The sequence below is a fragment of the Thermoanaerobacter sp. A7A genome (assembly GCF_000445185.1).
GTDB lineage: Bacteria > Bacillota > Thermoanaerobacteria > Thermoanaerobacterales > Thermoanaerobacteraceae > Thermoanaerobacter.
In genome coordinates, this window is the sequence record NZ_AVAF01000130.1 from 1 (window position 1) to 24,852 (window position 24,852).

A 24,852-nucleotide genomic window follows, 5' to 3' on the forward strand; every position below is an offset into this window, starting at 1 on the left:
ACTGAACAAGTTTTCATCAGCAGGGATACACTTAGAAAATTTGAAAACGGTAAAGTCATACCCAAACAGGAAACTTTAGATCTTTTGTCCCATCTCTATGAGTGCAAGTCAATTGCATCTTCTTCCCACAGTCAAACAAGGGGGACGGTTCCTTTTATCTGAAAAAATCAGACAGAAGGAACCGTCCCTCCTGTTTGATTATGTATCAGCAAGAGCACCAGTTGGTATTTCAAATAATGTAACCGCTACATGATTTATAATTATGAGCAGTGAAATTTGTGCAAAATCCAAATTAATTCTGTTAAAATATACTACCCAAAAAGGCGCCATTAAAGAGGTAAAAAGATTTGAAAATAATGGTACTGCCAAGAAAAATTGTATATTACCCTTTAAATTTTGCATTTATTTAAATCTTCCTCTTATTGAATCTAACTTCGATACCCTTTAAATAATAAAACTGTTTTTTCTCTTAAACCATTTTTATCTATTGATAAAAAAGAAACATCCGAAAATATGAATATAAAAGTAGCTTTACTTTTCCTTTCCTTATCTATATAATACATGGTAAAGGAAACAATTACAAGCCGATTTGAATTGGCATGGGTATTAAAAATAACCAAAACTGTGTTACTCTTCTATCTCCACATATCCATCCTTTATTCTGAATATCCTGTCACATCTTTTTGCAATAGCTTCATTATGTGTTACAATCAATAAAGTTTTACCCTTGTCTACCAAACTTTCCAGAATGTCCATGATTTTTTCCCCGTTTTCTGCATCTAACGAACCTGTCGGTTCATCTGCAAGGATTACCTCAGGGTCATTTATTATAGCTCTTGCTATTGCCACCCTTTGCCTTTCTCCTCCTGATAAGTTCCTGACCTTTTCGTTTATTTTAACTTCCAAACCCACTTTTTCCAAAACTTCTTCAACCATTTTTCTTTTCTCCGATTTTGTTTTCTTTGTCAAAGAGTACAAAAGAGGTATTTCTATATTTTGAAATACCGTGTCTTCTTCTACCAAAAGAAATTCCTGGAATACATAACCAAAAAATTTATTTCTGAGTTTTGCCCTTTCTTTTTCCTTTAAAGTTGATGCTCTTTTCCCAGCTAAGTAAACCTCCCCTTCTGTTGCGGGAAGTAATAATCCTATTATATTAAGAAGTGTTGTTTTGCCAGAGCCTGAAGGTCCTACTATAGCAATCTTTTCTCCCGCATTTATTTCTAAGTTTACTCCCTTTAAAACCAGATTCTTCTTCTTTCCACTCATGTATTCTTTTTTTACATTTTCTGTTTTTATGAGCATGCTTAATTATCCCTCCTTAAAAATGCTGTTAAGTCTTTTTTGTTCAATCTCCCAACAGACAAAATGGATACAAATAATATTGTTATAAAATAAAACGTAAAGACAAACCACCATACCCACTTGGTGCTTGGCAATAAAAGCATATTAGGTATAGCTAAAAATATAGCTAATGGCAAAATGACAACTAAAACCACAAAAATAGTTATGCGCAAATATAAATCTTTTTTAGTAGCCCCGTATATTTGATGAACAACATATTCTGTAAAGTTGCGATTTATCATTATATAAAGGAAAGAAACCAATCCAACTATTATGAATATCCCCATGCTTATAAGAAAGCTTGAAAAAAATATAAAATTTATGAAATCCTCATTATAGCCCTTTTCAACTATATTTCTTAAATTCAATTTTTCAGGAATTAAAGTAATTTTTTTGGTCTTATTTGCCATTTCTACAATTTTATCAATCTCGCCTTCCTCCGATTTTGTAATATGAATATTTTGTATTAACTCAAGAAACCCTCCTACTTGGTACAATGTTGCTACTTCTCTTGATGAAGTCAAAACAAGCACTTTGTCGTCTAAACTTCTATATCTGCCTTTATTTATATAACCCTCTCCCTTTTCTAATCTGCCATCAACCTTGTACGTTTGCCTATTAAAAATTCCCAATTTAATTTCATCTCCAATCCTGATGCTTTTTACATCAGAACCTATAAAAACGTATGAGGGTTTTTCTGTATCTTTGTATTTATCAATTCCAAAAATTTTATCAAAATTCCCCACCCCTATAACTATTTTTGCATCGGGATGTTCTTGTGAAAATTCTACAGTACCTGCATTTTCCATTACGGAGTACGCATTACCACTCCTATCAAAAAGATTTTCAAAAAAATAATATATCTCCTTGTCAATAAAAGGAGGTTCCCAGTTGTTTAAGTAATCTTTAAAAAAGATTATATTGTTATTTTTTATAATCTTTAGCATCTTGCTGTAGTGACTTAACTGTACAGACTGCTCTAAAATTATAATTGTAAAAAACAAAAAAATTGTCATTTGGAAAATAAATAAAAGAATTTTCCACTTATTTTTCCTAATATCTTTAAAAGCCAATTTAAATTGCGTAATCATATACTCCATCCTTTCGGTTTAACCTGTAGTCAACAGTTAAAAAAGCCAAAAACCATATTGCATATCCCAACAAGACATTTGCCAATACGACAATTGATAGTGTTTTGATCGAAACATCATAAACAGTACTGGCAAAAAATAGTTTGTAAAAAATTGTGACTAGCACAGAGCTTAAAAATAAGTACTTCAATATTTCTCTTGTATACCTTACCAAAAGCTTTACATTTGTTGCTCCAAATATTGAATGTATAATCATAACTTTTTTCTGATTACGTAAAAGTATATAATAGAAAAAATACAAATTTACGCATACGAAAATAAAGGCTATAAACACAGGCAAATAAATTTTAGAAAGCAGCATTGAAGAGATAATATTTTTAAGATTGCCCCTGTAAAACCCTTCATCAGTAATGTCATATAAATACCCGTATTTTTGCAGCATTTTTTGAATATCACTAACAATTTGATTTACTTCTTCTTTTGAATTAGAATCAAAATAATAAAAGCCAAAAATATTATTAGCCTTGCTAAAATAGTTGTATATATACTCATGAGTTTTGTCATACAGGGGATGTCTTGAGTCGTATACTCCTAATATGTTTAGTTTTTTGCCTTCTATCATGTCTTCAATATAATTTCTACCTAATCTTTTTACATTGTAATCATAAGAATAAGAATCTTCCTTTATGATTATGTCTTTAACAGACACAGCAGAAAACATGTCCCCTTCTTTCAATAAGTTTGACTTATAAAAGTTTATTGGATCATATAAACCAAGTCCAACATCCTCTATGTCCCAATATACCATTACGATATTTTTATTTTTAACAATTTTATACATTTCCTCTTTGACTTTATGGGCTATTTCAACGTCTAAGGCCAGTTGAGGGTCAAAAGGAGGAGAAATTTGAAGTTCGACAAAATTCTCACTAAGCCCCAAAGGATTTTTTAAAATCGTATCTGCTCTGAAATATGTAAACAAAGAAAAAATGATAAATGCTACAGAAAAAATAAAAGTCAGTGTGAAAAGTATAAATTTGTTTTTCATTTTTTAATTCTCCTCTCATTATATGAACTACAACATATACAATGTTGTCTTCTCCGAACCGGAAAGCCCTATAAAAAGCCCCCCTTTTAAAACACTCTTATCTGCCAAGTGTAATAAACAAGTGGTTTGTCTTATTTACCAATTTTTATTTCAAAAACTTCCACCATTGGTGTAGATATAGTAAATGGTAAAATTCCGCTACCATATGGTACAGAGTCAAATCCATATTCAAACCGTACTTTTTCAGCAAAGGGATTTAAGGTATCATAAAAAGTAATCTCTCTACTGACGAGTTCTCCATTTAGTGACCAGTCAGTATAACATCTACCAGTATCTTTATCTGTATTAGGAATATAATACCTTATATAGCCTCGTAATCTACTCCAACCATTATCATTATAAGCTGAGGTCAATTGAATGTAACCAACGTATTTGTATTGATAGTACTCCGTAGACTTAACTAGATTTGGACCTGACTGATATACAATCGTAGTAATTGCCGCATATGCAGAAGTAGTAAAAGTAACTATCAAAAGAATTACAAACAGGCATGTTATTTTCTTGTTCATCACCATTCATCTCCTTCTGAAATATTATAAAATTCAGGGGGGGCTTTTAATGAACTAATCACGAATTTAAATTATGAGTTATACACATTTATCACAATTTTTTATTTGGTCTATACCTTTTGATAGTCCTCTTCCTTTTTTGTGTATATATTGAACAAAATTGTGTAAAATTTTAAAAATTGTCAGATTCACAGATTAACATCTAATTTTTTTGAAATTCGTATTTCATGGAGTTATACTGTATTATGAAAAACTATATAATGTAAGTCTATTGCATCCTCTTCTCCTAATGGTACTACCCCTCTATCTCCTAAGGAACTCAAGAAACAAGATGTAAATAAGATATTAACAATAAAGAAAATAACCAGCAATTTCTTCTTCATTCCATCTTCACCTGCCCTTTACATTTCCTTCTTTTAACTATATAATAGATAATAACCAACATAATTTCAAGCCGATTTGAATCGGCATGGGGTGTTAAAAAATGGATGGGTTTTATTATGATTTAGAAGCTTTTGGTGAGGAACTTAAAAATATCCGCAAATCTCTAGGTCTTTCTCAAATCGATGTTTCTAAGCATGGCTTTATTAATAGAGATACTCTTAGAAAAATTGAAAACGGTAAGGTTCTACCCAAACAGGAAACTTTAGAATTATTATCACACCTTTATAAAAAAGATTTAAATGAGTTGCTCTTGAAATACAGATTAAAAGATTTTCCTACTTTCTTTGACATAAAATGCTCTCTTGAAAATAAGCTTGAAAGCGGAAATTTTGAGAGCTTGAAAGAAGATGTTGATAGGTTAAAGAAACTACTTGAAAAAGGCAATATGAGTTTATATTACTCTAAATTATTAAATCAACTTTTACTCCTTGCTGAATCTGTTTTTGAAAAAACAATTAACAAAGATCATGAAAAAGCCATGGAAAAACTTCAAAAAGCAATGGAAGTTACTATTCCTAATTTTTCTCTTTCTAATTATACCGATTTTGTCTACAGTGACATGGAAATTAGAATTTTAATGAATATGTCTTTAATTATCAAAAAAACAGAGAATGTGCAAAAAAGCCTTGAAATGCTTTTATTCTGCTTAGAAAATTTATCTCCAGAAGAATGGGAAACAAAAATAAAAATTTATTACAACATATCTTACAATTACCATATTCTTTCTCTTTACAAAGAATCTTTACATTATTCAAATCTAGGCATAGAAACCTGTATAAAAAATAACACTTTAAGTGGCTTGGGGCTTTTATACTTTAGAAAAGCAATTGCAGAGTACAATCTTGGCAAAGAAGAATACAAAGACTTTCTGGTTAAATCTATACATTTATTTGAAATGACTGGTCAGGAAAAACTTATAGAAACAACTATAGAGTCGTGCAGGAAATTTTATAATTTAGAAATTTCTAAGGAAAATAACATGCTTGTAATAAAAAGTCGTGAATGAAATTGGAATATTTAGAAATATTTCTTTTCTTCGATCTCCATGCATCCTAAGAGGAGATATAGTTATAATTACAAAAACTTTTCACACTTCTGTTTATGATAACAGTGAAACAATATTTTTTAACAGACAATAGATAAAAAGCCCTCCTTTTTGTGGAGGACTTTTTTCTTTTAGACAAGAGAAGTCATCTCTACAACTTGATTATTTCATACAGCTTCTTCTATGGTCTCCATTTCCTCTTTTTCATCAATCCCATAATTATACATATAATAGAAATATCCTCTCTTTTCTAATAGCTCATCTAATGTACCTCTTTCAATGATTTCTCCATCTTTCATCACAAATATTTCATCATACCTTTTCAGTATATCCGGGTCTAATTTATGGGTTACAGCAAGTACTGTCGCATCTAAATTTATAAGCGTCCTCTCTATATCACTCGCGGTAACTTTGTCTAAAGCTACTGTAGCCTCATCTATGAGCAATAGTTCCGCTTTTTTGATAAGAGCTCTTGCAATAGCTATTCTCTGCATCTCCCCTCCGGATAATTCTACTTCGCCTTCACCTATTACTGTATTAAGTCCATTTAGAAGTTTTTCAACAACCTGAACTAGACCAGATTGTCTTAATGCCTCATTTAGCTCTTCCTCCGTACAGTCGCTGTACAGGCAAATATTATTCCTTAATGTGTCTTTAAACATAAAAACCTTTTGCTGTATAATACTAACTTTTTTGTAATAAGAGGCCGGGTCAAAGGACCTTATATCTACTCCGTCAATAAGTACTTGCCCCTCATAATCAGTAATGTGGTTTAATAAGACTTTTAGTAAAGTAGTTTTCCCACATCCGCTTTCTCCAACTAGAGTGTACTTTTTCCCTTTATCTAATTTGATATTTATGTTTGATAGAGCATTCCTCTTTCCATCATAAGAATAGGTTAAGCTTTTAATTTCTATGGAATTTTTGAATTCAAACTGCTTATCCCCTTGTGAAATTTCCTCTTTGCTGGCATCTATTATTTCTTTTTGAATCTTATCTGCTATTTTTTCAACAGACTTTATTTTTGTTGCATATACAGATGCGGAAATCAAAGGATTTACTATATAGTTCATAAGCTGTACAGCAGCAATCATAGAACCTACTGTTATGTAACCTTTTATGACTAAATAGGTCGCTAGAAGAATATTCACAAAAAACATTGCAAATCCTGAAACAATAGACAATGCCCCTTGAAATCCTTGAAATGCATCAGATTTATACCCTGCCATTTCTGCTTCTTTGTTATCTTTTGATGCCATATCGAGTATTTTACCCTCTATGTTGAAGGCTTTTATTACTTCAAATCCTTGAGCCATCTCTTTTATCCTGTTGGTGAATCTCTCAAGTTTTTTGAGGTACTCTGCTTTTAGCTCTTGATTTATCTTTGTGAAAAGTTGAGGTATAATCACTGGAACCCATCCAAAAATAAAAATGATTATAGTGAGATAAACGTTTATACGCAATAATAGATATAAAGACACGACAAATAGCAAAATATCCTCCATAATGCTAATCAAACTTGTGAGATAATTATTCTCTATCATTCTCACGTCATTGCTAAGCAAGGATATTAATTCAGAACTTGTAATTTTTCCCCTTCTCTTGGAATTGATAAAGCTTTCTATAATGGATTGTTTGTAGTCTATCATCACTTTTTTGTTAAAAGCTGCAGAAGCTGCTTTTGATAAGGTCTCAGCCGTAAATACAGCTACCAAAAACCCCACCGAATACCATATTAATGTAGAAATGCTGTAACTTAAATTTCCAACGGAAGTATCAACAATTGTTTTAAAAAGTATTGCCTGCAAGGCTTTAAGGGCTGATACAAAAATTACAAGTACAGCGTTTACTAGAATCAAAAATTTGTACTTTAAGATATACTTCTTTATCGTCTTCATTCATATTACCTCCTTGGAATAGTAAACATTGTTTAGTGAATTCTTTATTACTCATTAACCAAAGTCTTTTGAATAATTTTTTGCAATATTTTCTCAAATACTTTATTGAGCTATTTACCACGATATTATTGACAAAAAAGTGAAGCTAAGCAAAAAGCAATTTAAATAATAACAAGTAGATATAGATACGTTTTTAGATCCTCATTAATATCGTCATTATTACGGTTTATAATTACTAAATTATTACAGTTTATAATTACTAACTAATTATAATTGGATTTTTCCTCCAAAGGGCAAAACAGCCCCTTGGAGGTAATTTTGTTTACTTGTCTATTACCCCACATTCGAAAAATCCAAGGCACCATCCCATCGGGGTAACAGAAGAAAATGTTATCTTCTGCATATTTTCACCTCCTCCTAAGCAATTTTTATGTTGAGCACATCTCAAAACTTTTTACATAAAAGTTTTAAGATGTGCTTCTAGCCTTTTTGAAATACATTTTTGCTTTACTTTTTTACTTATCTACAACTACAGAATGATAATATATCGCATCCTTTTCTCCACATGGTCCCATACTTCCATCATTTCCTAGCACACTAATACACCATGAATATACTAAAAGAGTAACTATAGAAAAAATAACTAATAATTTTTCTCCTCATACCTCCCCTTGCCTCCCTTTACTTTTCCTTTTCTTACCTATATAATATATGGTAAGTTAAACAATTTCAACCCGAATTGATTCTGGGTGGTGTGTTAAAAAATGGATGGATTTTATTACGATTTAGAAGCTTTTAGCAATGAACTAAGGGATAATAGTTTCAGGGCCAGTAAAATTAACTATTATAGGACTGAAAAAGGGCTGTTTAAAATAAATTGTCTGAAAATTCAAACTTTATTTGAATGTGAATATAAATATGTTCATTTTTTACATGATATAAAAGGCTGTCTATAGATTAAGGATTGAATCAGAAAGATAAATTTAGTTTTAAGGCCCTAGATTTTGAAAAAGCTTATGTCAGAAATATTAATTTCTGTTAGCAACCTTGATACTTTTAGCCATATTACTTTACCTACCACCACAATTGTAACTAGTTAAGTTTCGTATACATCGCAGCATGTACTAACATCTGCTGAGTATCGCTTATATTAGGTCCGTTAACTTATCCACACAGGAGGATTTTCAAATGGAATTACACCAACTAAAGTTGCACTCTTTCAAGGAGTGAATCAAGTAAAGAATCTGCGCTCAGAAGCCCTAGTTCTTCAAAACGTAGTCTGGCCTTTCCCAGGTCTATCATAATCTTGACACCTCCATACGGGCACCAATTGAGCACCAAAAAAGGGTTCTGGTACCTTGCCGGATACCTAGAACCCTTGATTTTTCTGGTGGAGCTGATGGGACTTGAACCCACGACTTCCACAATGCCATTGTGGCGCTCTCCCAACTGAGCTACAGCCCCATATTTATTTTTGGTGGAGGTGCGGGGAGTCGAACCCCGGTCCGAAGGCGTCACAGTAAAAGCTTCTCCGAGCGCAGTCGCTGTTTTAACTTTCCCTTAGCGGTTCTCCCAGCGACAGGATAACCCCTCGGTAGCTTCATAAGTTCCGGTTTTGCCCCGAAGCCTGAGCAAAACTAGTTCCCCACTGTTTTGACGCCCAATCCTGAAACGTGGGCATTTCAGGTTGGACGGCTACCTTAAATTAGGCAGCGTAAGCTAATTCTCTGTCTGCGTTTATTTTTACTCCACCATTTTTACGAGCTGGCGGACAACTCGGCTCGCTACTTTTACCTCGACTGCCCCCGTCGAAACCAGTACACCCCCATGTTATATGCCTAATTGTTTTTCTTTAAAGTGCTTTTCTAATTCTCTTTTTGCATCTCTTCTCGCAATATCTTCTCTCTTATCGTAGAGTTTTTTACCTCTCGCTACAGCTAATTCGACTTTGACAAGGCCTCGCTTTAAATAAAGCTTTGTAGGAATTAAAGTGTAACCCTTCCTTGTCACATAACCAATTAGTTTATTAATCTCATGTCTATTGAGAAGTAATTTTCTAGTCCTTAAGGGGTCTTTATTAAATATATTGCCTTTTTCATAAGGACTTATATGCATATTATAAAGATAAACTTCGTTGTTTTCAACTCTTGCAAAGCTATCTTTTAAATTGACTTTCCCCATCCTAATAGATTTAACTTCAGTTCCACTAAGCACTATTCCTGCTTCATAAGTTTCTTCAATGAAGTAATCATGGTAAGCTTTTTTGTTTTGAGCGATTATTTTAATTTCTTCCTTCGCCAAACTTTTAACACCCTCTTTAGGAGAAAATTGCCCTACTTGTGTGTCACAAATAGGGCACCATCATCGCTCTTTATATTATAACACATTTTTAAATAGTGTCAATATATGTTTCTGCGCTTTTATGCTCCGCTAAGCCAATCTCTAAGTTATCTTTTTCCTCTTCTGCTAAAACAAAGTCTATTTCTCTCCTATCCACATCTACATCAACAACTTTTACATAAACCTCTTTACCTATAGAGTAAACTTTTTTGCTCTTTTCACCAATTAAAACATATCTTTCTGGATCAAAATGGTAATAGTCATCCTCCAATGAAGCAACATCTACTAACCCTTCCACAGTATTGTCAAGCTCTACAAAAAATCCGTAATTTGTCACGTTGGAAATTATCCCTTTATAAACATTCCCTATTCTATCTGCCATGTACTCTACTTTCTTTAATTCTTCTATTTCTCTCTCTGCAGCTTCTGCTGCTCTTTCTCTCTCAGAAGATTTTAAAGCAATGTCATTTAAGATTCTGTTGTAATGACGTTGTCTTTTTTCTGTTAATTTTCCATTTATGTATTCTTTGATTATCCTGTGAATTATAAGGTCAGGATATCTCCTTATAGGAGAAGTAAAGTGAGTATAATATTGGGTCGCCAAAGCATAATGGCCAATGTCTTCTGGACTGTATCTTGCTCTTTTTAAAGACCTTAAAAGCAAAGTTTCTACAACTCTTTGCTCACTCTTTCCTCTCACTTGTCTTATTAATTCTTGCAAAGACTTCGGATGTATTTGTCCTCCTTCAATTCCTTTTATATGATACCCCAAATTGTGAATAAACTTATTAAAAGCAATCAGCTTTTCTATATCCGGATGTTCATGAATTCTATAAACAAAAGGTATATTTACCCAATGCATGTGCTCCGCTACCGTTTCATTAGCTGCTAACATAAATTCTTCAATTATCCTGTGAGCTATATTTCTTTCAACTTTTACAATATCTATTGGCTTACCTTTCTCGTCTACTATTACATTAGCTTCAGGAAAATCAAAATCTACACTGCCTCTTCTTTTCCTCTTCTCTAGCAAAACAAGAGCTAGCTCTTTCATTAGTTTAAAATCTTCCAATAGATACTGATACCTCTTTTTTAATTCTTCATCATTTTCTTCTAAGAGTTTGTAAACATTCGTATATGTCATTCTCTCTTTGCTCTTTATAATGCTTTCAAAAATTTCATGGTCTACAACTTCTCCTTGAGAGTTTATTTTCATTTTAACAGTGAGAGTCAGTCTTTCTTCCTGCGGATTTAAACTGCAAATACCATTAGATAACTTAGGAGGTAACATTGGTATTACTCTATCAATGAAATATACACTACATCCTCTCTTTAATGCTTCTTTATCTAAATGAGAACCTTCTTTTACGTAGTGGCTCACATCTGCAATACTCACATATAAAAGGTAATTTTCCTCTGAAAGTTTTTGTACACATACTGCGTCGTCTAAATCTTTTGCATCTTCTCCATCAATTGTGACAAAGTTTAAGTTAGTCAAATCAACTCTTCTCTTTTTTTCTTCTTCAGGAATTTCTGTAGATATATCTTCTGTTTCCTTTAAAACCTCTTTAGGAAAAACTTCAGGAATATCATATTCCCTTATAATGGACATTACATCTATGCCAGGGTCACCTTTATACCCTAATACTTCTATAATCTCCCCTTCAGGGCTTCGCCTTCCTTCAGGCCATTTAGTAATTCTAACTACAACTTTCATACCAGTTTTTGCGTTTTTATCTTCTCCTTTAGGGATAAATATATCTTGATGGATCTTTTTGTTGTCTGGCACTACAAAGCCAAAATTTTTACTTTTTTCGTAAGTTCCAACAATAGTTGTATTTGCCCTTTTGAGAATTTTTACAACTTCTCCCTCTTCACTCTTTCCATCCACCCTTTTTGTAACTCTTACCAAAACAGTGTCATCATGCATTGCACCGTTCATGCCGCTTACAGGTATGAATATGTCCTTTATATTGCTATCTTCGGGAATTAAAAAGCCATAGCCTCTTGAATGAAATTCAATCTTGCCTTTGACCAAATCTAATCTTTCAGGAAGAGCATATTTACCTCGTTTTGTTTTAAAAACAAGGCCTTCTTTTTCCATCTCTTTTAATATTTTTTCTAAAATGCTTTTTTGACTATAGTCTATCCCTAATATTTTCATTATTTCCTCTATTTTGGAAGGCTTATAATCTCCTTCATTCATTAATTCTAAAAGTTTTTCCTTCACATTCATTCCCATTCCTCACAATCCTATCTTCGGTGCGATTTTTTTCATTTCATTAAGGGCAATCTCTAAAAATTCGTCTAAAGAAATTCCAAATTCTTCACAAGTTTTGATTTGGTCACGATTTGCTCCTTTAGCAAAAGTCTTATCTTTAAACTTTTTCTTTAATGATTTTAGCTGAACCTCTTCTAATTTTTTAGAAGGCATCACATAAGCTGTTGCAGTAATTAAACCCGATAAAGGATCTACTGCAAAAAGGGCTTTGTCAAGAAGAGTTATCCTCTCAATGCCATGAATTTCATTATGGGCCATAACTGCATGTACTATTTCCTCATCAAGACCATGTTCTCTTAAAATTTCTCCACCCCTTATACTGTGCAACTCTGGATTGTCCTTAGTTTCTTGGTAGTCTATGTCATGTAATATCCCTGTAACTACCCATCTTTCAACATCTTGCCCTAATCTTTCAGCTAACCCTCCCATTATAGCACCTGTCGCTATCATGTGATTTATTAAAGTCTCATCTGACACATATTCTTTGACAAGCGCTAAGGCCGTGTTGCTATCCATTTAACTCTCCTCCTACTATTAAAGTTACCAATTTTACTTAATATTATAACATGAATGGTCAAAAAACAATAACCTTAAACAATGCTCAAAGGCAGCAAATTTGATTTGCTGCCTCAGTTTGTTGACAAAGTTAAAAAATATTCAAAGGAGATATTTGCATCGTCGCTCCGATGTTTCCAAAGCGACAAAACTAACTCGACTTTCGGGTTCCGGCAGGGTACCGGGCACAATCGGCCTCCTTGCCTTAAGGTGCCCGCCTCCGCCATCCATGGCTTCGGCCCTGCCTCCACCCTCAGTCTCCCTAAGTTTTGTTAGCGCTTTGTCACAAGTCGCACCGATTGCAAAATATCTACTTTACGAAAGTTTGTCAACAGTCTGCTTAAATGTTCAAAGGCAGCAAATTTGATTTGCTGCCTTTGAAATTAATTATTTATTATCGTATTTTATTGCCGCCTGAGCAGCAGCCAGTCTTGCAATAGGTACTCTGTAAGGTGAAGCAGAAACATAATCAAGACCTACTTTGTGGCAGAACTCAATAGAAGATGGGTCTCCACCGTGTTCACCACATATACCTACTTCAAGGTCAGGTCTTGTCTGCCTTCCAAGCTTAGTACCCATTTCTACTAACTTGCCAACACCCTCTTGGTCAAGCTTAGCAAATGGATCAAATTCATATATCTTCTTTTCATAATAAGTTTCAAGGAATTTGCCAGCATCATCCCTTGAGAAACCGAAAGTCATCTGAGTCAAGTCATTAGTACCAAAGGAGAAGAATTCTGCTTCCTTAGCAATTTGGTCAGCTGTAAGAGCTGCTCTTGGTACCTCTATCATTGTTCCTACAAGATATTTTATTTCAACATTGTTTTGTTTTATAACTTCGTCAGCTACTTTTACTATTATGTCTTTGAGGTATTTAAGCTCTTTAAGTTCACCTACAAGTGGTATCATAATCTGTGGTTTTACGTCATGCCCTGTTCTCTTCTTTACGTTTATAGCAGCCTCTATAATAGCTCTTGTCTGCATTTCAGCAATTTCTGGATAGGTTATAGCTAATCTACAGCCTCTATGACCTAACATTGGGTTAAACTCTTTTAAGCTTTCTACTGTTGCTTTTAACTCTTCAAAAGTTATCCCCATGTTTTCTGCAAGTTCTTTAATTTCTTCATCTGTATGAGGTAAGAATTCATGCAATGGTGGATCTAAAAGGCGTATAGTAACAGGGAATTCACCCATAACCTCAAACAAACCTTCAAAGTCTGACCTTTGCATAGGCAATAGTTTTTCTAAAGCTTTTCTTCTTTGTTCTTCTGTCTTTGAGACAATCATTTCTCTCATAGCAGGAATTCTATCTTCGTCAAAGAACATATGCTCTGTCCTGCAAAGGCCTATTCCTTCAGCACCAAACTGAACTGCAACTTTTGCATCTCTTGGTATATCTGCATTAGTTTTTACTTTTAATTTTCTATATTTATCTGCCCAGCTCATGAGAGTTGCAAAATCTCCAGTTAACTCAGGTGTAACAGTCTTTATTTCACCAATGTACACATTACCTGTGCTACCATCTATAGATATGTAGTCTCCCTCATGAACTTCTATATCGCCAATTCTCATTACTTTTGCTTGCTCGTCTATCTTTGCATCGCCACAACCTACTACGCAAGCTGTACCCATACCTCTTGCCACAACAGCTGCATGAGATGTCATACCGCCACGAGTTGTAAGTATTCCTTGTGCTACAGACATACCTTCAATGTCGTCTGGAGATGTCTCTGTTCTTACAAGAATTACTTTTTCTCCCCTTGATTTTGCAGCTTCTATTGCCTCATCAGCAGTAAAGTATACTTTTCCTGATGCAGCACCAGGAGAAGCGGGTAAACCTTTTGCAACAGGCTTAGCAGCTTTCAACGCATTTGGCTCAAAGGTTGGATGCAATAACTGGTCTAACTGTTTCGGGTCTACTCTTAAGACTGCTGTCTTTTCATCTATTAAGCCTTCAGCCACTAAGTCTACAGCTACTTTCAAAGCTGCTTGAGCAGTTCTCTTTCCGTTTCTTGTCTGTAGCATGTAGAGTTTACCTCTTTCAATAGTAAACTCTATATCCTGCATGTCTTTGTAGTGTTTCTCCAATTTCTCAGCAATTTCTACGAATTGGTTATAAACTTCTGGCATAGTCTCCTTCAAACTTGAAATTGGCTGAGGCGTTCTAATACCTGCAACAACATCTTCACCTTGAGCATTCATCAAGAATTCGCCAAATAAAGCTTTTTCACCAGTTGCAGGATTTCTAGTGAAAGCAACACCTGTACCTGAATCATTGCCCATGTTGCCAAATACCATTGATTGAACATTTACTGCTGTACCCCAATCACTTGGTATGTCGTTAAGTCTTCTGTACACTATAGCCCTTGGATTATCCCAAGACCTAAATACCGCTTTTACAGCTTCTAGAAGTTGTTCTTTTGGATCTTGTGGGAAGTCTACTCCCATTTCTTTCTTATAAAGTTCTTTAAATCTTTTTACTACCTCTTTGAGGTTTTCAGCTGTTAAATCTGTATCAAATTTTGCACCATTTTCCTCTTTTACTTCATCTAAAATAGCTTCAAATTTATTCTTGTCAATTCCCATTACAACATCTGAGAACATTTGAATAAATCTTCTATAGCTGTCATAGGCAAATCTTTCATTGTTTGTAGCTTTAGCAAGGCCTTCTACTGTCTCGTCGTTTAAACCAAGGTTTAAAATAGTATCCATCATACCTGGCATTGAAACTCTCGCGCCAGACCTTACAGATACTAATAAAGGATTTGTTGGGTCTCCAAATTTTTTACCTGTAATTTCTTCTAATTTAGCCATATATTCATAGATTTGTTCAACAATTTCTGGAGCTATAGTCTTACCATCTTGATAGTACCTTGTACAAGCCTCAGTGGTGACTGTAAATCCTTGGGGAACAGGTAAACCCAACTTCGTCATTTCAGCAAGATTTGCGCCTTTTCCTCCTAAGAGGTCTCTCATTGAAGCATCGCCTTCACTAAATAAATACACATACTTTTTACTCATGAAATCTCTCCTCCTTTTAATACGTTTAATATAACATTAGCTGTTTCTTCTACAGCTTTATTTGTAACATCGATTACAGTACACCCTAATCTTTTCATCACCTCCTCAGCATATTTTATCTCTTTTTTAACTCTTTCTTCAGTAGCGTATATAGCATTAGCATCAAGGCCAAGAGATTTTAATCTCTCTTTCCTTATTTTTACCAAAACTTCAGGGTCTATAGTCAACCCAAATATTTTTTTAGAGTTGATTTCAAATAATTCTTGAGGTGGTTCAATTTCTGGCACTAAAGGTAAATTAGCAGCTTTTATGTATTTATGAGCAAGGTACATGCACAAAGGTGTTTTGGATGTTCTAGAAACCCCTATAACAACTACATCTGCCAATAGTATACCCATTGCATCTTTACCATCATCATATTTTACGGCAAATTCTATTACTTCGATTTTTTTCAAATAATCTTCTTTATTATTTTTTGCTAAATTGGTATGGGGGGATATACCAGTACTATCTTCAATAGCATTTATCACTGGTCCCATTATATCTACTATTTTTATGCCAAATTTCTGTGCTTTTTTAAGAAGATAATCTTTTAATTCCGGGACCACCATAGTATGGATTATTATGCTATTTGCATCATTAGCTGCTTCCATAATAATTTCTTCTATTTGATTTTTATCACCTACATACGGATATTTTTTTATTTTTTCTATAAAAGTATCAAAGTGGGCAGCAGCAATACTCGCAATGTTTTCTGCTGTATCTACATTAGAATCTGAAACCAAGTAAATTGATACTCCTTCTTCCATTCAAGAAATCCCCCTAACCTTCCCCAAGCTTTACAAACAATTTAGTTATATTAGTTTTCGAAATTCTTCCTGTCACTTTGTATCCTTGTTTTCCATCACTTCCCATTACAGGTTCAACTACAGGAAGACTGTCTACTTCGTGCTCTATAATTTTAACAGCAGCATTATACACAGGCTCATCATCATAAGTTGTAACTATGTTAGGCATACGGGTCATAATTATTCCCACCGGGACCTTATAAATATCAGTGTTGCCTATCGCGATTTTTAAAAAGTCTTTTCTTGAAACAGCGCCGGTTAAAAATCCTCCATCCTGTACAAAAATTGTCCCGACGTCCTTTAAAAAAAGTGTTACAATGGCATCATACACTGATGTACTTTCCTCTACCACTACAGGTAAAGACTTGATATCTTTTACTTTTATGCTCTTTATATAATCTTCTACTAAACTGAGGGGTGATTTTCCTGTATAAAAATATCCCACTTTTGGCCTCGCCTCTAAAATCCCAGACATAGTTAAAATTGCCAAATCCGGTCTTAAAGTCGCTCTTGTGACATTTAATTTCTCAGCTATTTGTTCCCCTGTAATGGGTTGATGTTTCTTCACAATGTCAATAATTATATGCTGGCGGTTTGTCAGTTGAATCTTTATCACCCCTTTAAAGTTTTTGGCAATTTATACTTTCCTCTGTCGTTTCATAAACGTTTTCTATCGGTTTATCACTTTAGTATAATTATATCACAAGTTTATAAGATAACCAACTTTCTTTTTCGTTTCCTTCTATTATATCACAAATTATTGCAACATAAAAAATCAAGGAAATCAGTTAGAAAGCCTGATTCCCTTAAAAATTTAACCTTTCTTCAAGATATTTCTCTACTTCTTCAATTTTTATTCTCACTTGTTGCATAGTATCTCTATCTCTTATGGTTACACAGTGGTCATTTTCCGAATCAAAGTCATAAGTAATACAGAAAGGCGTGCCTATCTCATCCTGTCTTCTATACCTTTTACCTATGCTTCCTGTCTCATCGTAATCTACTACAAATTTATTTCTCAACTGGTCATAGAGCTTATAAGCATTTTCTGATAATTTCTTGGATAACGGAAGCACTGCTGCCTTAATGGGAGCAAGAGCAGGATGAATCCTTAAAACCACTCTAGTTTCTCCATCTTCTAATTCTTCTTCTTCATACGCATCTATTAAAAATGCCAACATTAACCTATCTACCCCAACAGAAGGCTCAATGCAATATGGTATGTACTTTTCTCCTGTTACAGGGTCCATATAAGACAGGTCAACTTCCGAATGTTCCATATGTTGCCTTAAATCAAAATCTGTTCTATTAGCTATTCCCCACAACTCTCCCCATCCAAAGGGAAAATTATATTCTATGTCTGTGGTAGCAGTACTATAGTGAGATAATTCTTCTTTTTTATGGTCTCTAAATCTTAAATTTTCTTCTTTTAAGCCGAATTCTAAAAGCCAATCCATGCAATATTTTCTCCAGTAACTAAACCATTCCATATCTTCTCCCGGTTTGCAGAAAAATTCCAATTCCATTTGCTCAAATTCTCTTGTTCTGAATATGAAATTACCGGGAGTAATTTCATTTCTAAAAGATTTACCAATTTGTCCTATTCCAAAAGGCATTTTCTTACGAGTTGTCCTTTGAACATTTTTAAAGTTCACAAAAATTCCTTGTGCGGTTTCAGGCCGCAAATACACTTCTGATTTAGAATCTTCTGTAACACCTTGATAGGTTTTAAACATGAGATTAAACTTCCTAATATCAGTAAAATTATGGGCACCACATTTTGGACAGGGCACTTTATGCTCTTTTATAAATTCCATCATTTGTTCATTTGTCCAACCTTCAATAGAAATATTTAATTCCTTTTCTTTAATGTAATCTTCAATCAATTGGTCAGCTCTAAATCTTGATTTGCACTCTTTACAGTCCATCAAAGGATCGCTAAAACTGCTAACATGACCTGATGCAACCCACACTTCTGGATTCATCAAAATTGCAGTATCAATTCCTACGTTATAGGGACTTTGTTGAATAAATTTTTTCCACCACATCCTCTTAATATTGTTTTTAAGTTCTACTCCCAGAGGTCCATAATCCCAAGTATTAGCAAGTCCTCCGTATATTTCAGACCCTGGAAAAACAAATCCTCTGTTTTTTGCAAGGGCAACTATTTTATCCATTGTGACTGCTTGTGACATTTAATAACACTCCTTTTTCTCTCGCAATTATACAAAAACCCTTCATCCCTTTTGGGAAGAAAGGTTTTTGACGTTACTTATTTAAGAATACCAAAGAGACAAGTTTCTGTCAATCTTTTTTCTTTTCTTCTTTTAATACGGTTACGCTTTTATCATGTTTTTCAACTTCAATTGTGCAATTAGCTAAAAGCGCTACTGCCGCTCCCACTAACGTCAACTGAGGAATGATAACTGCAGAAATAGCACCTGCAGTTACAGGAATCTCCAAAAGAACTTTGTCGTCTTTTTTTATTCTTATTTTTGTAACATTACCTTTTTTAATTAATTCTTTTATTTTGTCCATAACTTCTGAACCTGCGACTGTAAAAGTCTCAGTCCAACTTTTTCTATTCTCTTCTATATATATCAATGCGTCTACAACACTGCCACCTGACTTTTCTAATGCTTCTTTTGCTTCTTTATAACTTACTCCCATTCTCTCTACTATCATATCTATTTTTTCTAATTCTTCATCTAACACGTTAAACCCTCCTTTCACATATTTTGTAACTTGTTAATAAAATCTTTTGATTTAAACTCTATTTCAAGATGTTCTTTCATATAGACTGTTATTATTTTATCCACTTCTTCTTTTATAACTCCTGAAACTTTAATATTTTGAAGCTTGTCATAATCTCTTTTAAGAAAATACTTTATAGCTTTTAATGTTACTCCATGTAATGGCTTGGCGTCAAAACATTTATTTTTGCAGTTTATACACACTGCACCCCCGCAGGAATTAGAAAAATATTTTAAATTCTCTCCTTTTCCACACACAACACAATTATCAAGTTGAGGCATATATCCCAATAAAGAAACTAATTTTAAGTTATAAGAAGAAATAAAAATTAAAGGGTCTATTTGTAGCTCATCAACTGCCTTTAAAGAATGTTTTAAAAACAGATACAGCCTCTCGCTTTTTTGATTTTCCTCTAAAATTTTGTTTATAGTTTCGGCAATATACGAAGCTACAGAAAATTTAACTAAGTCTTTTTCTATATTTTTATGAGCTTCGATTAAGTCCCATTGGTCAATATAGTAATAATTTTGCCCCTCAAAAATAACATAATTGGCAACAACAAAAGGCCTTATTGCATTCACAAAGCGGCTCTTTGAGCGCCTTGCCCCTTTTGCCACTGCCTGAAGTTTACCATAGCTTTTAGTAAAAAGGGTGGCAATTTTGTCTGTTTCTCCTATTAAATTGTTTTTTAATACTATTGCTTCTGTTTTTAACAAGCGCATTTTTTATCAACTCATTTTCAGTTTATTCCATTCCTCCACAATTTTAACACCTGCACTTGCCCCAATCCGATTAGCTCCTGCTTTAATCATCGCCTTAGCATCTTCAGCAGTTCTTACACCGCCAGAAGCCTTAACACCAAAGTTTTCACCAACTGTCTGCCTCATTAATTTTACGTCCTCTACAGTAGCTCCACCTGGCCCAAAACCAGTAGAAGTTTTAACAAAATCAGCACCTGCTTCTCTTGTGAGCTGACACGCTTTTACCTTTTCTTCATCAGTGAGATAACAGGTTTCTAAAATTACTTTTACAACTATATCTCCATAGGATTTCACCGCTTTTACAACTTCTTCAATTTCTTTTTTCACATAATCATAATCTCCACTCTTTAACATACTTACATTCAACACCATATCTACTTCTGTAGCACCTCTTTTTACTGCATCTACCGCCTCAAAAACTTTACTTTCAATAGTATTTGCACCTAATGGAAAACCTATCACTGTGCAAACTTTAACATCTGTATCTTTTAACATACTATAGGCAAGGTCTACAAAGCAGGGGTTTATGCAGACAGAAGCAAATCCATACTCTTTTGCCTCATTACAAAGCTTTTCTATCTCGCTTTTTGTCGCATTTGGCTTCAGTAGAGTGTGGTCAATCATTTTTGCTATGTTCATGACATAACCTCCTTTTGTTTTCACTAAATACTTTACTATTCGTAAGTTTTCTTGTCAATGGCATATCCTAATTTTTTAAGTAACGTTGTATTGTCTCTCCACCCCTTCCTCGTCTTTACCCATAGGTCAAGAAAAACCTGTTTTCCATAAAATTCTTCTAAATCAAGTCGCGCACTTTGACCTATCTTTTTTAGCATTTGCCCATTTTTGCCTATAATAATTCCTTTGTGGGACTCTTTCTCACAGTAAATATATGCTTCAATGTCTATTATATCTTTATCTTCCCTCTCTTTAATAGATTCTACTTCCACATAAACACCGTGAGGTACTTCTTCCTCTAAAAAGTGTAACATCTTCTCTCGAATTATTTCTGCCACTATTAATTTTTCGGGCTGATCTGTTATATAATCCTCTAAATAATATTTAGGACCTTCTGGCAAAAGTGATACAATTTTTTCTTTTAACAAGTCTATATTTTTATTTTCAATAGCAGAAATAGCCACTACATCTTTAAACTCATATTGCTCTTTAAAAATTTTTATAGTCTCTTCTACTCTTTCTTCAGGCACCAAATCTATTTTGTTGACTACAAGTATGACAGGTGTATCTACTTCTTTTAAATGCTCAATTATGTATCTATCTCCAGGTCCTACTTCCGTATCTGGTTCTATCATATACAAAATAAGGTCAACTTCCTTCAATGTTCTTTTAGCTACCTCAATCATAAATTCGCTTAATTTAGATTTAGGTTTATGAATGCCAGGAGTGTCAACAAAAATAACCTGGTATTCATCTGTTGTCAAAATCCCACGAATGGTATTTCGAGTAGTTTGGGGTTTTGGAGAAGTAATAGCAATCTTCTCTTGTAAAATTGCATTTAAAAGAGTAGATTTACCTACATTAGTTCTACCAACTAATGCTACAAAACCAGCTTTATGGCCCATATCATCACTCCTTATTTAATTATTTGAAAAATCAACACTGTAATCAATATCCCAAATAAACCTCCCAAAAATACCTGAGAAAAAGAGTGGATTTTACCTTCTACTCTGCTTTCAGCCACCATAAGAGCAAGTAAAAAGCCTAAAGTGGCAATAAAAGCATTTGCTGTCATAAAAGTTATAGCTGTCGCAGTAGCAAAAGCAATAGCACTATGAGCGCTGGGCATTCCTCCCCTCATAGGAGTTCCTTCTTTAAAATGTACCTTTAAAATTACAGTCAAAAACACTACAACTAAAAGACTTATAACTGTGATATGAATGGGTGACTCTCTAAGCTTTAATAAAATTATTTTTGTCCAAGGATTTACTCTATCAAAAAATATTAAATAAGCTACAAGAACGGCATTTATCGCAGATATAAGGACTGCTCCTGCAGCTACATTTTTCGCAACCTTAGCCAAAGGATTATAATTTTTAACCATCATGTCAATTGTGGTTTCAATAGCCGTATTTATCATTTCAGAAATTAAAACTAAAGAAATTGTAAATAAAATTACCACAAATTCTACTCTTGAAAGGTCAAAAAAAAGGCAAAAGAATAATACCAATATCGCTATGGCAAAGTGAACCTTCATGTTTCTTTGGGTCTTAAAAGCATGTAAAATACCCTCTATCGCATAATTAAAACTGTCAATTAAATTTCTCGATTTCACAAAATCACCGCCCAATATTAAGCCTCGCCATAACTTCCTCTTCTTTTTCCCTCATAATTTTTCTTTCTTCTTCAGTTTCATGGTCATAACCCAAAATATGCAACATGCTGTGAGCTGTTAAATAAGCTACTTCTCTTTCAAAGGAATGTCCATATTCTATTGACTGCTCTAATGCTTTTTCTAAAGAAATAACTATATCTCCTATTGGCTGTACCCCTTCTGAATCTTCCTCTATTTTCTCAACTTCCCCATAAGTCTCTTCAAACTCTGCTAAAGGAAATGACAAAACATCTGTCGGCTTATCTATGCCCCTATAATATTTATTTAATTTTCTAATTTCCTCATTATCCACAAAGGACACACTTACTTCAACATTATCAATAACCTCTTCTACTTCTAATACTGTTTTTATGACTTTTTCAACTAATTCTTCCAAATTTGCTGCATCAACTTTATTTTGTCTGTTATCTATCAAAATGTTCATTCTAACACCTCTTTATTTTGATTTGGTTCAATATCAGGATACTCAATTCTTTTATGAAACATACCAGTTAAAGCAGTCAAAAAAGAATTTTTTATAGTTTTAATATCTTTTAAAGTTAAATCGCTATCTTCCAACTGACCATCATTTAATCTATCTACCATGATTTTTTCAATCATATTCTTTATATTTTCCTCAGTAGGTTCAGGAATAGACCTCACAGCTGCTTCTACAGAATCTGCCAACATCAAAATGGCAGACTCTTTGGTAGAAGGTTTTGGACCTGGATATCTAAAGGATTCTTCTTCGCAAGATTCCTCTTCATTTTGTAAAGCCTTAGTATAAAAGTATTTCACTAAGGAAGTACCATGGTGTTCTTTTATCAAATCAATGACTTGTTGAGGAAGTTTATACTTTTTAGCTAATTCCACCCCATCTTTTACATGGGAAATTATTACTAATGTACTTAAATCAGGAGAAATTTTGTCATGCAAATTTTCTCCTGAAAGCTGGTTCTCTTTGAAAAAATAAGGTCTTTTAATTTTACCTATATCATGGTAATAAGCCCCCACTCTAACTAACAAACTGTTCGCTCCAATAGCATCAGAAGCAGCTTCTGCGAAATTTGCTACTACCATGCTGTGGTGATAAGTCCCAGGAGCATCCATTATAAGTTTTTTAAGAAGCGGATTATTTGGATTTGACAGCTCTAAAAGTTTTAAAGGAGTTAAGATATCAAAAGCTGTTTCCCAAAAAGGCAAAGTACCAATAACCAAAATTATACTAAAGGTTCCACTGACAATTCCCCATAAACTGCTTTTTAATACAGAAATTATATCATTGCTATTTAAAAGCCCTATTCCTACAATACTTACAAGATTTACCCCACTGACGTAAAGACCCGCTTTTACAAAATCTAAACGTTGCTTAGAATGAGAAAGTTTTACTGCACCAATCAATCCTCCCAGCAATGACATAAAAATAAATTCTTGGTTAAAACCCACCATTAAGCCTACTAAAAGAGAATAAATTATGTCAATCATAATAGCAATATAAGGATCTATTAAAACAGAAATTAGCATAGGCAAAGTAGCAGAAGGAATTAAAAGAGGCTCAATCCCTTTAAAGGCAACAGCCAATAAAAGATAAAAAATACCTGTTAAACACAACAATTCAATGTAGATTTTTTTGGTAGTAATCTTTTTGTCCAATTTTATAATATAATACACTGATAAAAAGAGTGACAAGCCTAAAATCAAAAATAAGCCTATTATCATTCCATAATCAATCTTACTACTGTTTTTTAAGAGGCCCAAAGATTTCAAAACTTCAATTTGTTGTTGTGTCACTACTTCTCCACTGACTACGATATTTTGTCCTTTTTTATACATAACCGGCTGCACTTTTTCCTCTGCTTCTTTTTTGGCAAGATTTGTCTCATAGGCATTATATATCATATTAGGAACAATGACAGAAGATAAAATCTTAACAGCTACTGGTTTTACTTCTGCAGAAATATCCGAACTTTCTACAACACTCTTAGCATCGTTTAAAACAGTAGGCAAAGCATCTTCCGTAATCTGCCTTGCCATAATTGCTTTTTCTGTCGATAATACCACCGATTCCATGTTTATAAGGGTATTATCATCTATTTTTAAAAGCAAAGCCACGTCATTATCTTCTAAACCTATGGGACTTACAGCTTTAAAGTCTTTCAATTTCTTTTCTTCTGCTTCTGAGGATTTGCGCACCTCTCTTAATTTATTAAAAAAATCAACTAGCTTAAGATAAGATTCTTTTGCAATATTTTCATTATAATCATATTTAGGATTGACCGCATTTACTGCTTCTTGTATCTTCTTTTGAGTAGCTATTGTGTCCACTACGTCTTTAGGTGCCTTTATATCTTGAGTAGCTACATCCCCTACCTTAAGGTCAAATTTGGGAGGCGTTACACTAGTATAAACTAAAGCATAGGAAGAAACAAAATAAAAAACAACAAAAAAAATGATTATCAATTGCTCATTTTTAATTATATTTTTTATATGTTTGTCCAGTTTTTTCATAATATTATTCCCC

The 24,852-nt window shown here is 33.6% G+C and carries 22 protein-coding genes, 1 tRNA gene and 1 other RNA gene; 2 read left to right on the plus strand and 22 right to left on the minus strand.

The features are described 5' to 3' along the window. Nucleotides 1–57: 57 nt before the first annotated feature. Nucleotides 58–162 (plus strand): hypothetical protein, encoded by a 105-nt coding sequence (locus M663_RS15550; protein WP_273702693.1) that lies wholly within the window; start codon nt 58–60, stop codon nt 160–162. A gap of 36 nt (nt 163–198) precedes the next feature. Here the strand turns inward: M663_RS15550 and M663_RS0110135 are convergent, their stop codons facing one another. The 5 genes from M663_RS0110135 to M663_RS0110160 form a co-directional block, all read right to left on the minus strand. After that, nucleotides 199–402 carry a hypothetical protein gene (locus M663_RS0110135; protein ID WP_009052252.1) on the minus strand — a complete coding sequence of 68 codons (204 nt, stop codon included), beginning with the start codon at nt 400–402 and terminating at the stop codon, nt 199–201. A 225-nt stretch (nt 403–627) separates the two neighbouring features. Then, nucleotides 628–1,305, minus strand: a complete 678-nt coding sequence (locus tag M663_RS0110145; RefSeq protein ID WP_012269246.1) for an ABC transporter ATP-binding protein — start codon at nt 1,303–1,305, stop codon at nt 628–630. 2 nt (nt 1,306–1,307) lie between these two features. Then, nucleotides 1,308–2,435, minus strand: a complete 1,128-nt coding sequence (locus tag M663_RS0110150) for a hypothetical protein (RefSeq protein ID WP_029688825.1) — start codon at nt 2,433–2,435, stop codon at nt 1,308–1,310. Then, a complete protein-coding gene (locus tag M663_RS0110155) occupies nt 2,419–3,483 on the minus strand; it encodes a hypothetical protein (RefSeq protein ID WP_003867900.1) in 1,065 nt (354 codons plus the stop codon). Before M663_RS0110155 ends, M663_RS0110150 begins: the two co-directional genes overlap by 17 nt. A gap of 131 nt (nt 3,484–3,614) precedes the next feature. Then, the gene (locus M663_RS0110160; protein WP_003867901.1) at nt 3,615–4,052 is read right to left on the minus strand and encodes a hypothetical protein; all 438 of its coding nucleotides are present in this window, start codon (nt 4,050–4,052) and stop codon (nt 3,615–3,617) included. 484 nt (nt 4,053–4,536) lie between these two features. On the opposite strand from M663_RS0110160, the gene M663_RS0110170 reads away from it, so the two are divergent. Next, nucleotides 4,537–5,502: a helix-turn-helix transcriptional regulator gene (locus M663_RS0110170; protein WP_009052250.1), complete on the plus strand. Its 966-nt coding sequence runs from the start codon at nt 4,537–4,539 to the stop codon at nt 5,500–5,502. A 206-nt stretch (nt 5,503–5,708) separates the two neighbouring features. Here M663_RS0110170 and M663_RS0110175 read toward each other — a convergent pair whose 3' ends face one another. From M663_RS0110175 to M663_RS0110270, 17 genes are all read right to left on the minus strand, one after another. After that, complete coding sequence (locus tag M663_RS0110175; RefSeq protein ID WP_029688826.1) at nt 5,709–7,439, minus strand: ABC transporter ATP-binding protein; 1,731 nt, start codon at nt 7,437–7,439, stop codon at nt 5,709–5,711. Between the two features lie 1,388 nt (nt 7,440–8,827). Next, nucleotides 8,828–8,903: transfer RNA gene (locus M663_RS0110195), tRNA-Ala, on the minus strand. 11 nt (nt 8,904–8,914) lie between these two features. Then, nucleotides 8,915–9,266, minus strand: a transfer-messenger RNA (tmRNA) gene (ssrA, locus tag M663_RS15555). 3 nt (nt 9,267–9,269) lie between these two features. After that, on the minus strand, nt 9,270–9,740 hold the full coding sequence (gene smpB / locus M663_RS0110200; protein WP_003867905.1) for an SsrA-binding protein SmpB: 471 nt from the start codon (nt 9,738–9,740) through the stop codon (nt 9,270–9,272). A gap of 88 nt (nt 9,741–9,828) precedes the next feature. Further along, complete coding sequence (gene rnr, locus M663_RS0110205) at nt 9,829–12,015, minus strand: ribonuclease R (protein WP_029688829.1); 2,187 nt, start codon at nt 12,013–12,015, stop codon at nt 9,829–9,831. 9 nt (nt 12,016–12,024) lie between these two features. Next, the gene (locus tag M663_RS0110210; protein ID WP_029688830.1) at nt 12,025–12,576 is read right to left on the minus strand and encodes an HD domain-containing protein; all 552 of its coding nucleotides are present in this window, start codon (nt 12,574–12,576) and stop codon (nt 12,025–12,027) included. 426 nt (nt 12,577–13,002) lie between these two features. Next, complete coding sequence (gene ppdK, locus M663_RS0110220) at nt 13,003–15,636, minus strand: pyruvate, phosphate dikinase (protein ID WP_029688831.1); 2,634 nt, start codon at nt 15,634–15,636, stop codon at nt 13,003–13,005. Further along, the gene (locus M663_RS0110225) at nt 15,633–16,445 is read right to left on the minus strand and encodes a pyruvate, water dikinase regulatory protein (RefSeq protein WP_029688832.1); all 813 of its coding nucleotides are present in this window, start codon (nt 16,443–16,445) and stop codon (nt 15,633–15,635) included. Before M663_RS0110225 ends, ppdK begins: the two co-directional genes overlap by 4 nt. Nucleotides 16,446–16,458: 13 nt before the next feature. Then, nucleotides 16,459–17,100, minus strand: a complete 642-nt coding sequence (locus M663_RS0110230; RefSeq protein WP_029688833.1) for a helix-turn-helix transcriptional regulator — start codon at nt 17,098–17,100, stop codon at nt 16,459–16,461. A 190-nt stretch (nt 17,101–17,290) separates the two neighbouring features. Further along, entirely contained in the window at nt 17,291–18,679 is a 1,389-nt protein-coding gene (locus tag M663_RS0110235; RefSeq protein ID WP_029688835.1) for a glycine--tRNA ligase, read from the minus strand. Between the two features lie 109 nt (nt 18,680–18,788). After that, on the minus strand, nt 18,789–19,199 hold the full coding sequence (locus M663_RS0110240; RefSeq protein WP_003867912.1) for a DUF4342 domain-containing protein: 411 nt from the start codon (nt 19,197–19,199) through the stop codon (nt 18,789–18,791). 14 nt (nt 19,200–19,213) lie between these two features. Next, nucleotides 19,214–19,960, minus strand: a complete 747-nt coding sequence (recO, locus tag M663_RS0110245) for a DNA repair protein RecO (RefSeq protein WP_029688836.1) — start codon at nt 19,958–19,960, stop codon at nt 19,214–19,216. A gap of 6 nt (nt 19,961–19,966) precedes the next feature. Further along, nucleotides 19,967–20,638, minus strand: a complete 672-nt coding sequence (gene deoC / locus M663_RS0110250; RefSeq protein ID WP_029688837.1) for a deoxyribose-phosphate aldolase — start codon at nt 20,636–20,638, stop codon at nt 19,967–19,969. A 35-nt stretch (nt 20,639–20,673) separates the two neighbouring features. Continuing rightward, nucleotides 20,674–21,582, minus strand: coding sequence for a GTPase Era (gene era / locus M663_RS0110255; protein ID WP_029688838.1), 909 nt, complete (start codon nt 21,580–21,582; stop codon nt 20,674–20,676). A gap of 11 nt (nt 21,583–21,593) precedes the next feature. Further along, nucleotides 21,594–22,292: a diacylglycerol kinase gene (locus M663_RS0110260; RefSeq protein ID WP_029688839.1), complete on the minus strand. Its 699-nt coding sequence runs from the start codon at nt 22,290–22,292 to the stop codon at nt 21,594–21,596. A gap of 4 nt (nt 22,293–22,296) precedes the next feature. Beyond that, entirely contained in the window at nt 22,297–22,776 is a 480-nt protein-coding gene (gene ybeY, locus M663_RS0110265; protein ID WP_029688840.1) for an rRNA maturation RNase YbeY, read from the minus strand. Next, nucleotides 22,773–24,839, minus strand: a complete 2,067-nt coding sequence (locus M663_RS0110270) for an HDIG domain-containing metalloprotein (protein ID WP_029688841.1) — start codon at nt 24,837–24,839, stop codon at nt 22,773–22,775. The genes ybeY and M663_RS0110270 overlap by 4 nt, the downstream gene beginning before the upstream one ends. Nucleotides 24,840–24,852 lie beyond the last annotated feature (13 nt).

Coding starts and splice junctions, on each gene's coding strand:
- M663_RS0110135 (WP_009052252.1), bottom strand. CDS start 402: ATGCAAAATTTAAAGGGTAATATACAATTTTTCTTGGCAGTACCATTA.
- M663_RS0110150 (WP_029688825.1), bottom strand. CDS start 2,435: ATGATTACGCAATTTAAATTGGCTTTTAAAGATATTAGGAAAAATAAG.
- M663_RS0110175 (WP_029688826.1), bottom strand. CDS start 7,439: ATGAAGACGATAAAGAAGTATATCTTAAAGTACAAATTTTTGATTCTA.
- M663_RS0110210 (WP_029688830.1), bottom strand. CDS start 12,576: ATGGATAGCAACACGGCCTTAGCGCTTGTCAAAGAATATGTGTCAGAT.
- M663_RS0110160 (WP_003867901.1), bottom strand. CDS start 4,052: ATGAACAAGAAAATAACATGCCTGTTTGTAATTCTTTTGATAGTTACT.
- ppdK (WP_029688831.1), bottom strand. CDS start 15,636: ATGAGTAAAAAGTATGTGTATTTATTTAGTGAAGGCGATGCTTCAATG.
- M663_RS0110170 (WP_009052250.1), top strand. CDS start 4,537: ATGGATGGGTTTTATTATGATTTAGAAGCTTTTGGTGAGGAACTTAAA.
- recO (WP_029688836.1), bottom strand. CDS start 19,960: ATGCGCTTGTTAAAAACAGAAGCAATAGTATTAAAAAACAATTTAATA.
- M663_RS0110270 (WP_029688841.1), bottom strand. CDS start 24,839: ATGAAAAAACTGGACAAACATATAAAAAATATAATTAAAAATGAGCAA.
- M663_RS0110235 (WP_029688835.1), bottom strand. CDS start 18,679: ATGTCACAAGCAGTCACAATGGATAAAATAGTTGCCCTTGCAAAAAAC.
- M663_RS0110155 (WP_003867900.1), bottom strand. CDS start 3,483: ATGAAAAACAAATTTATACTTTTCACACTGACTTTTATTTTTTCTGTA.
- deoC (WP_029688837.1), bottom strand. CDS start 20,638: ATGAACATAGCAAAAATGATTGACCACACTCTACTGAAGCCAAATGCG.
- M663_RS0110145 (WP_012269246.1), bottom strand. CDS start 1,305: ATGCTCATAAAAACAGAAAATGTAAAAAAAGAATACATGAGTGGAAAG.
- era (WP_029688838.1), bottom strand. CDS start 21,582: ATGGGCCATAAAGCTGGTTTTGTAGCATTAGTTGGTAGAACTAATGTA.
- ybeY (WP_029688840.1), bottom strand. CDS start 22,776: ATGAACATTTTGATAGATAACAGACAAAATAAAGTTGATGCAGCAAAT.
- M663_RS0110225 (WP_029688832.1), bottom strand. CDS start 16,445: ATGGAAGAAGGAGTATCAATTTACTTGGTTTCAGATTCTAATGTAGAT.
- rnr (WP_029688829.1), bottom strand. CDS start 12,015: ATGAATGTGAAGGAAAAACTTTTAGAATTAATGAATGAAGGAGATTAT.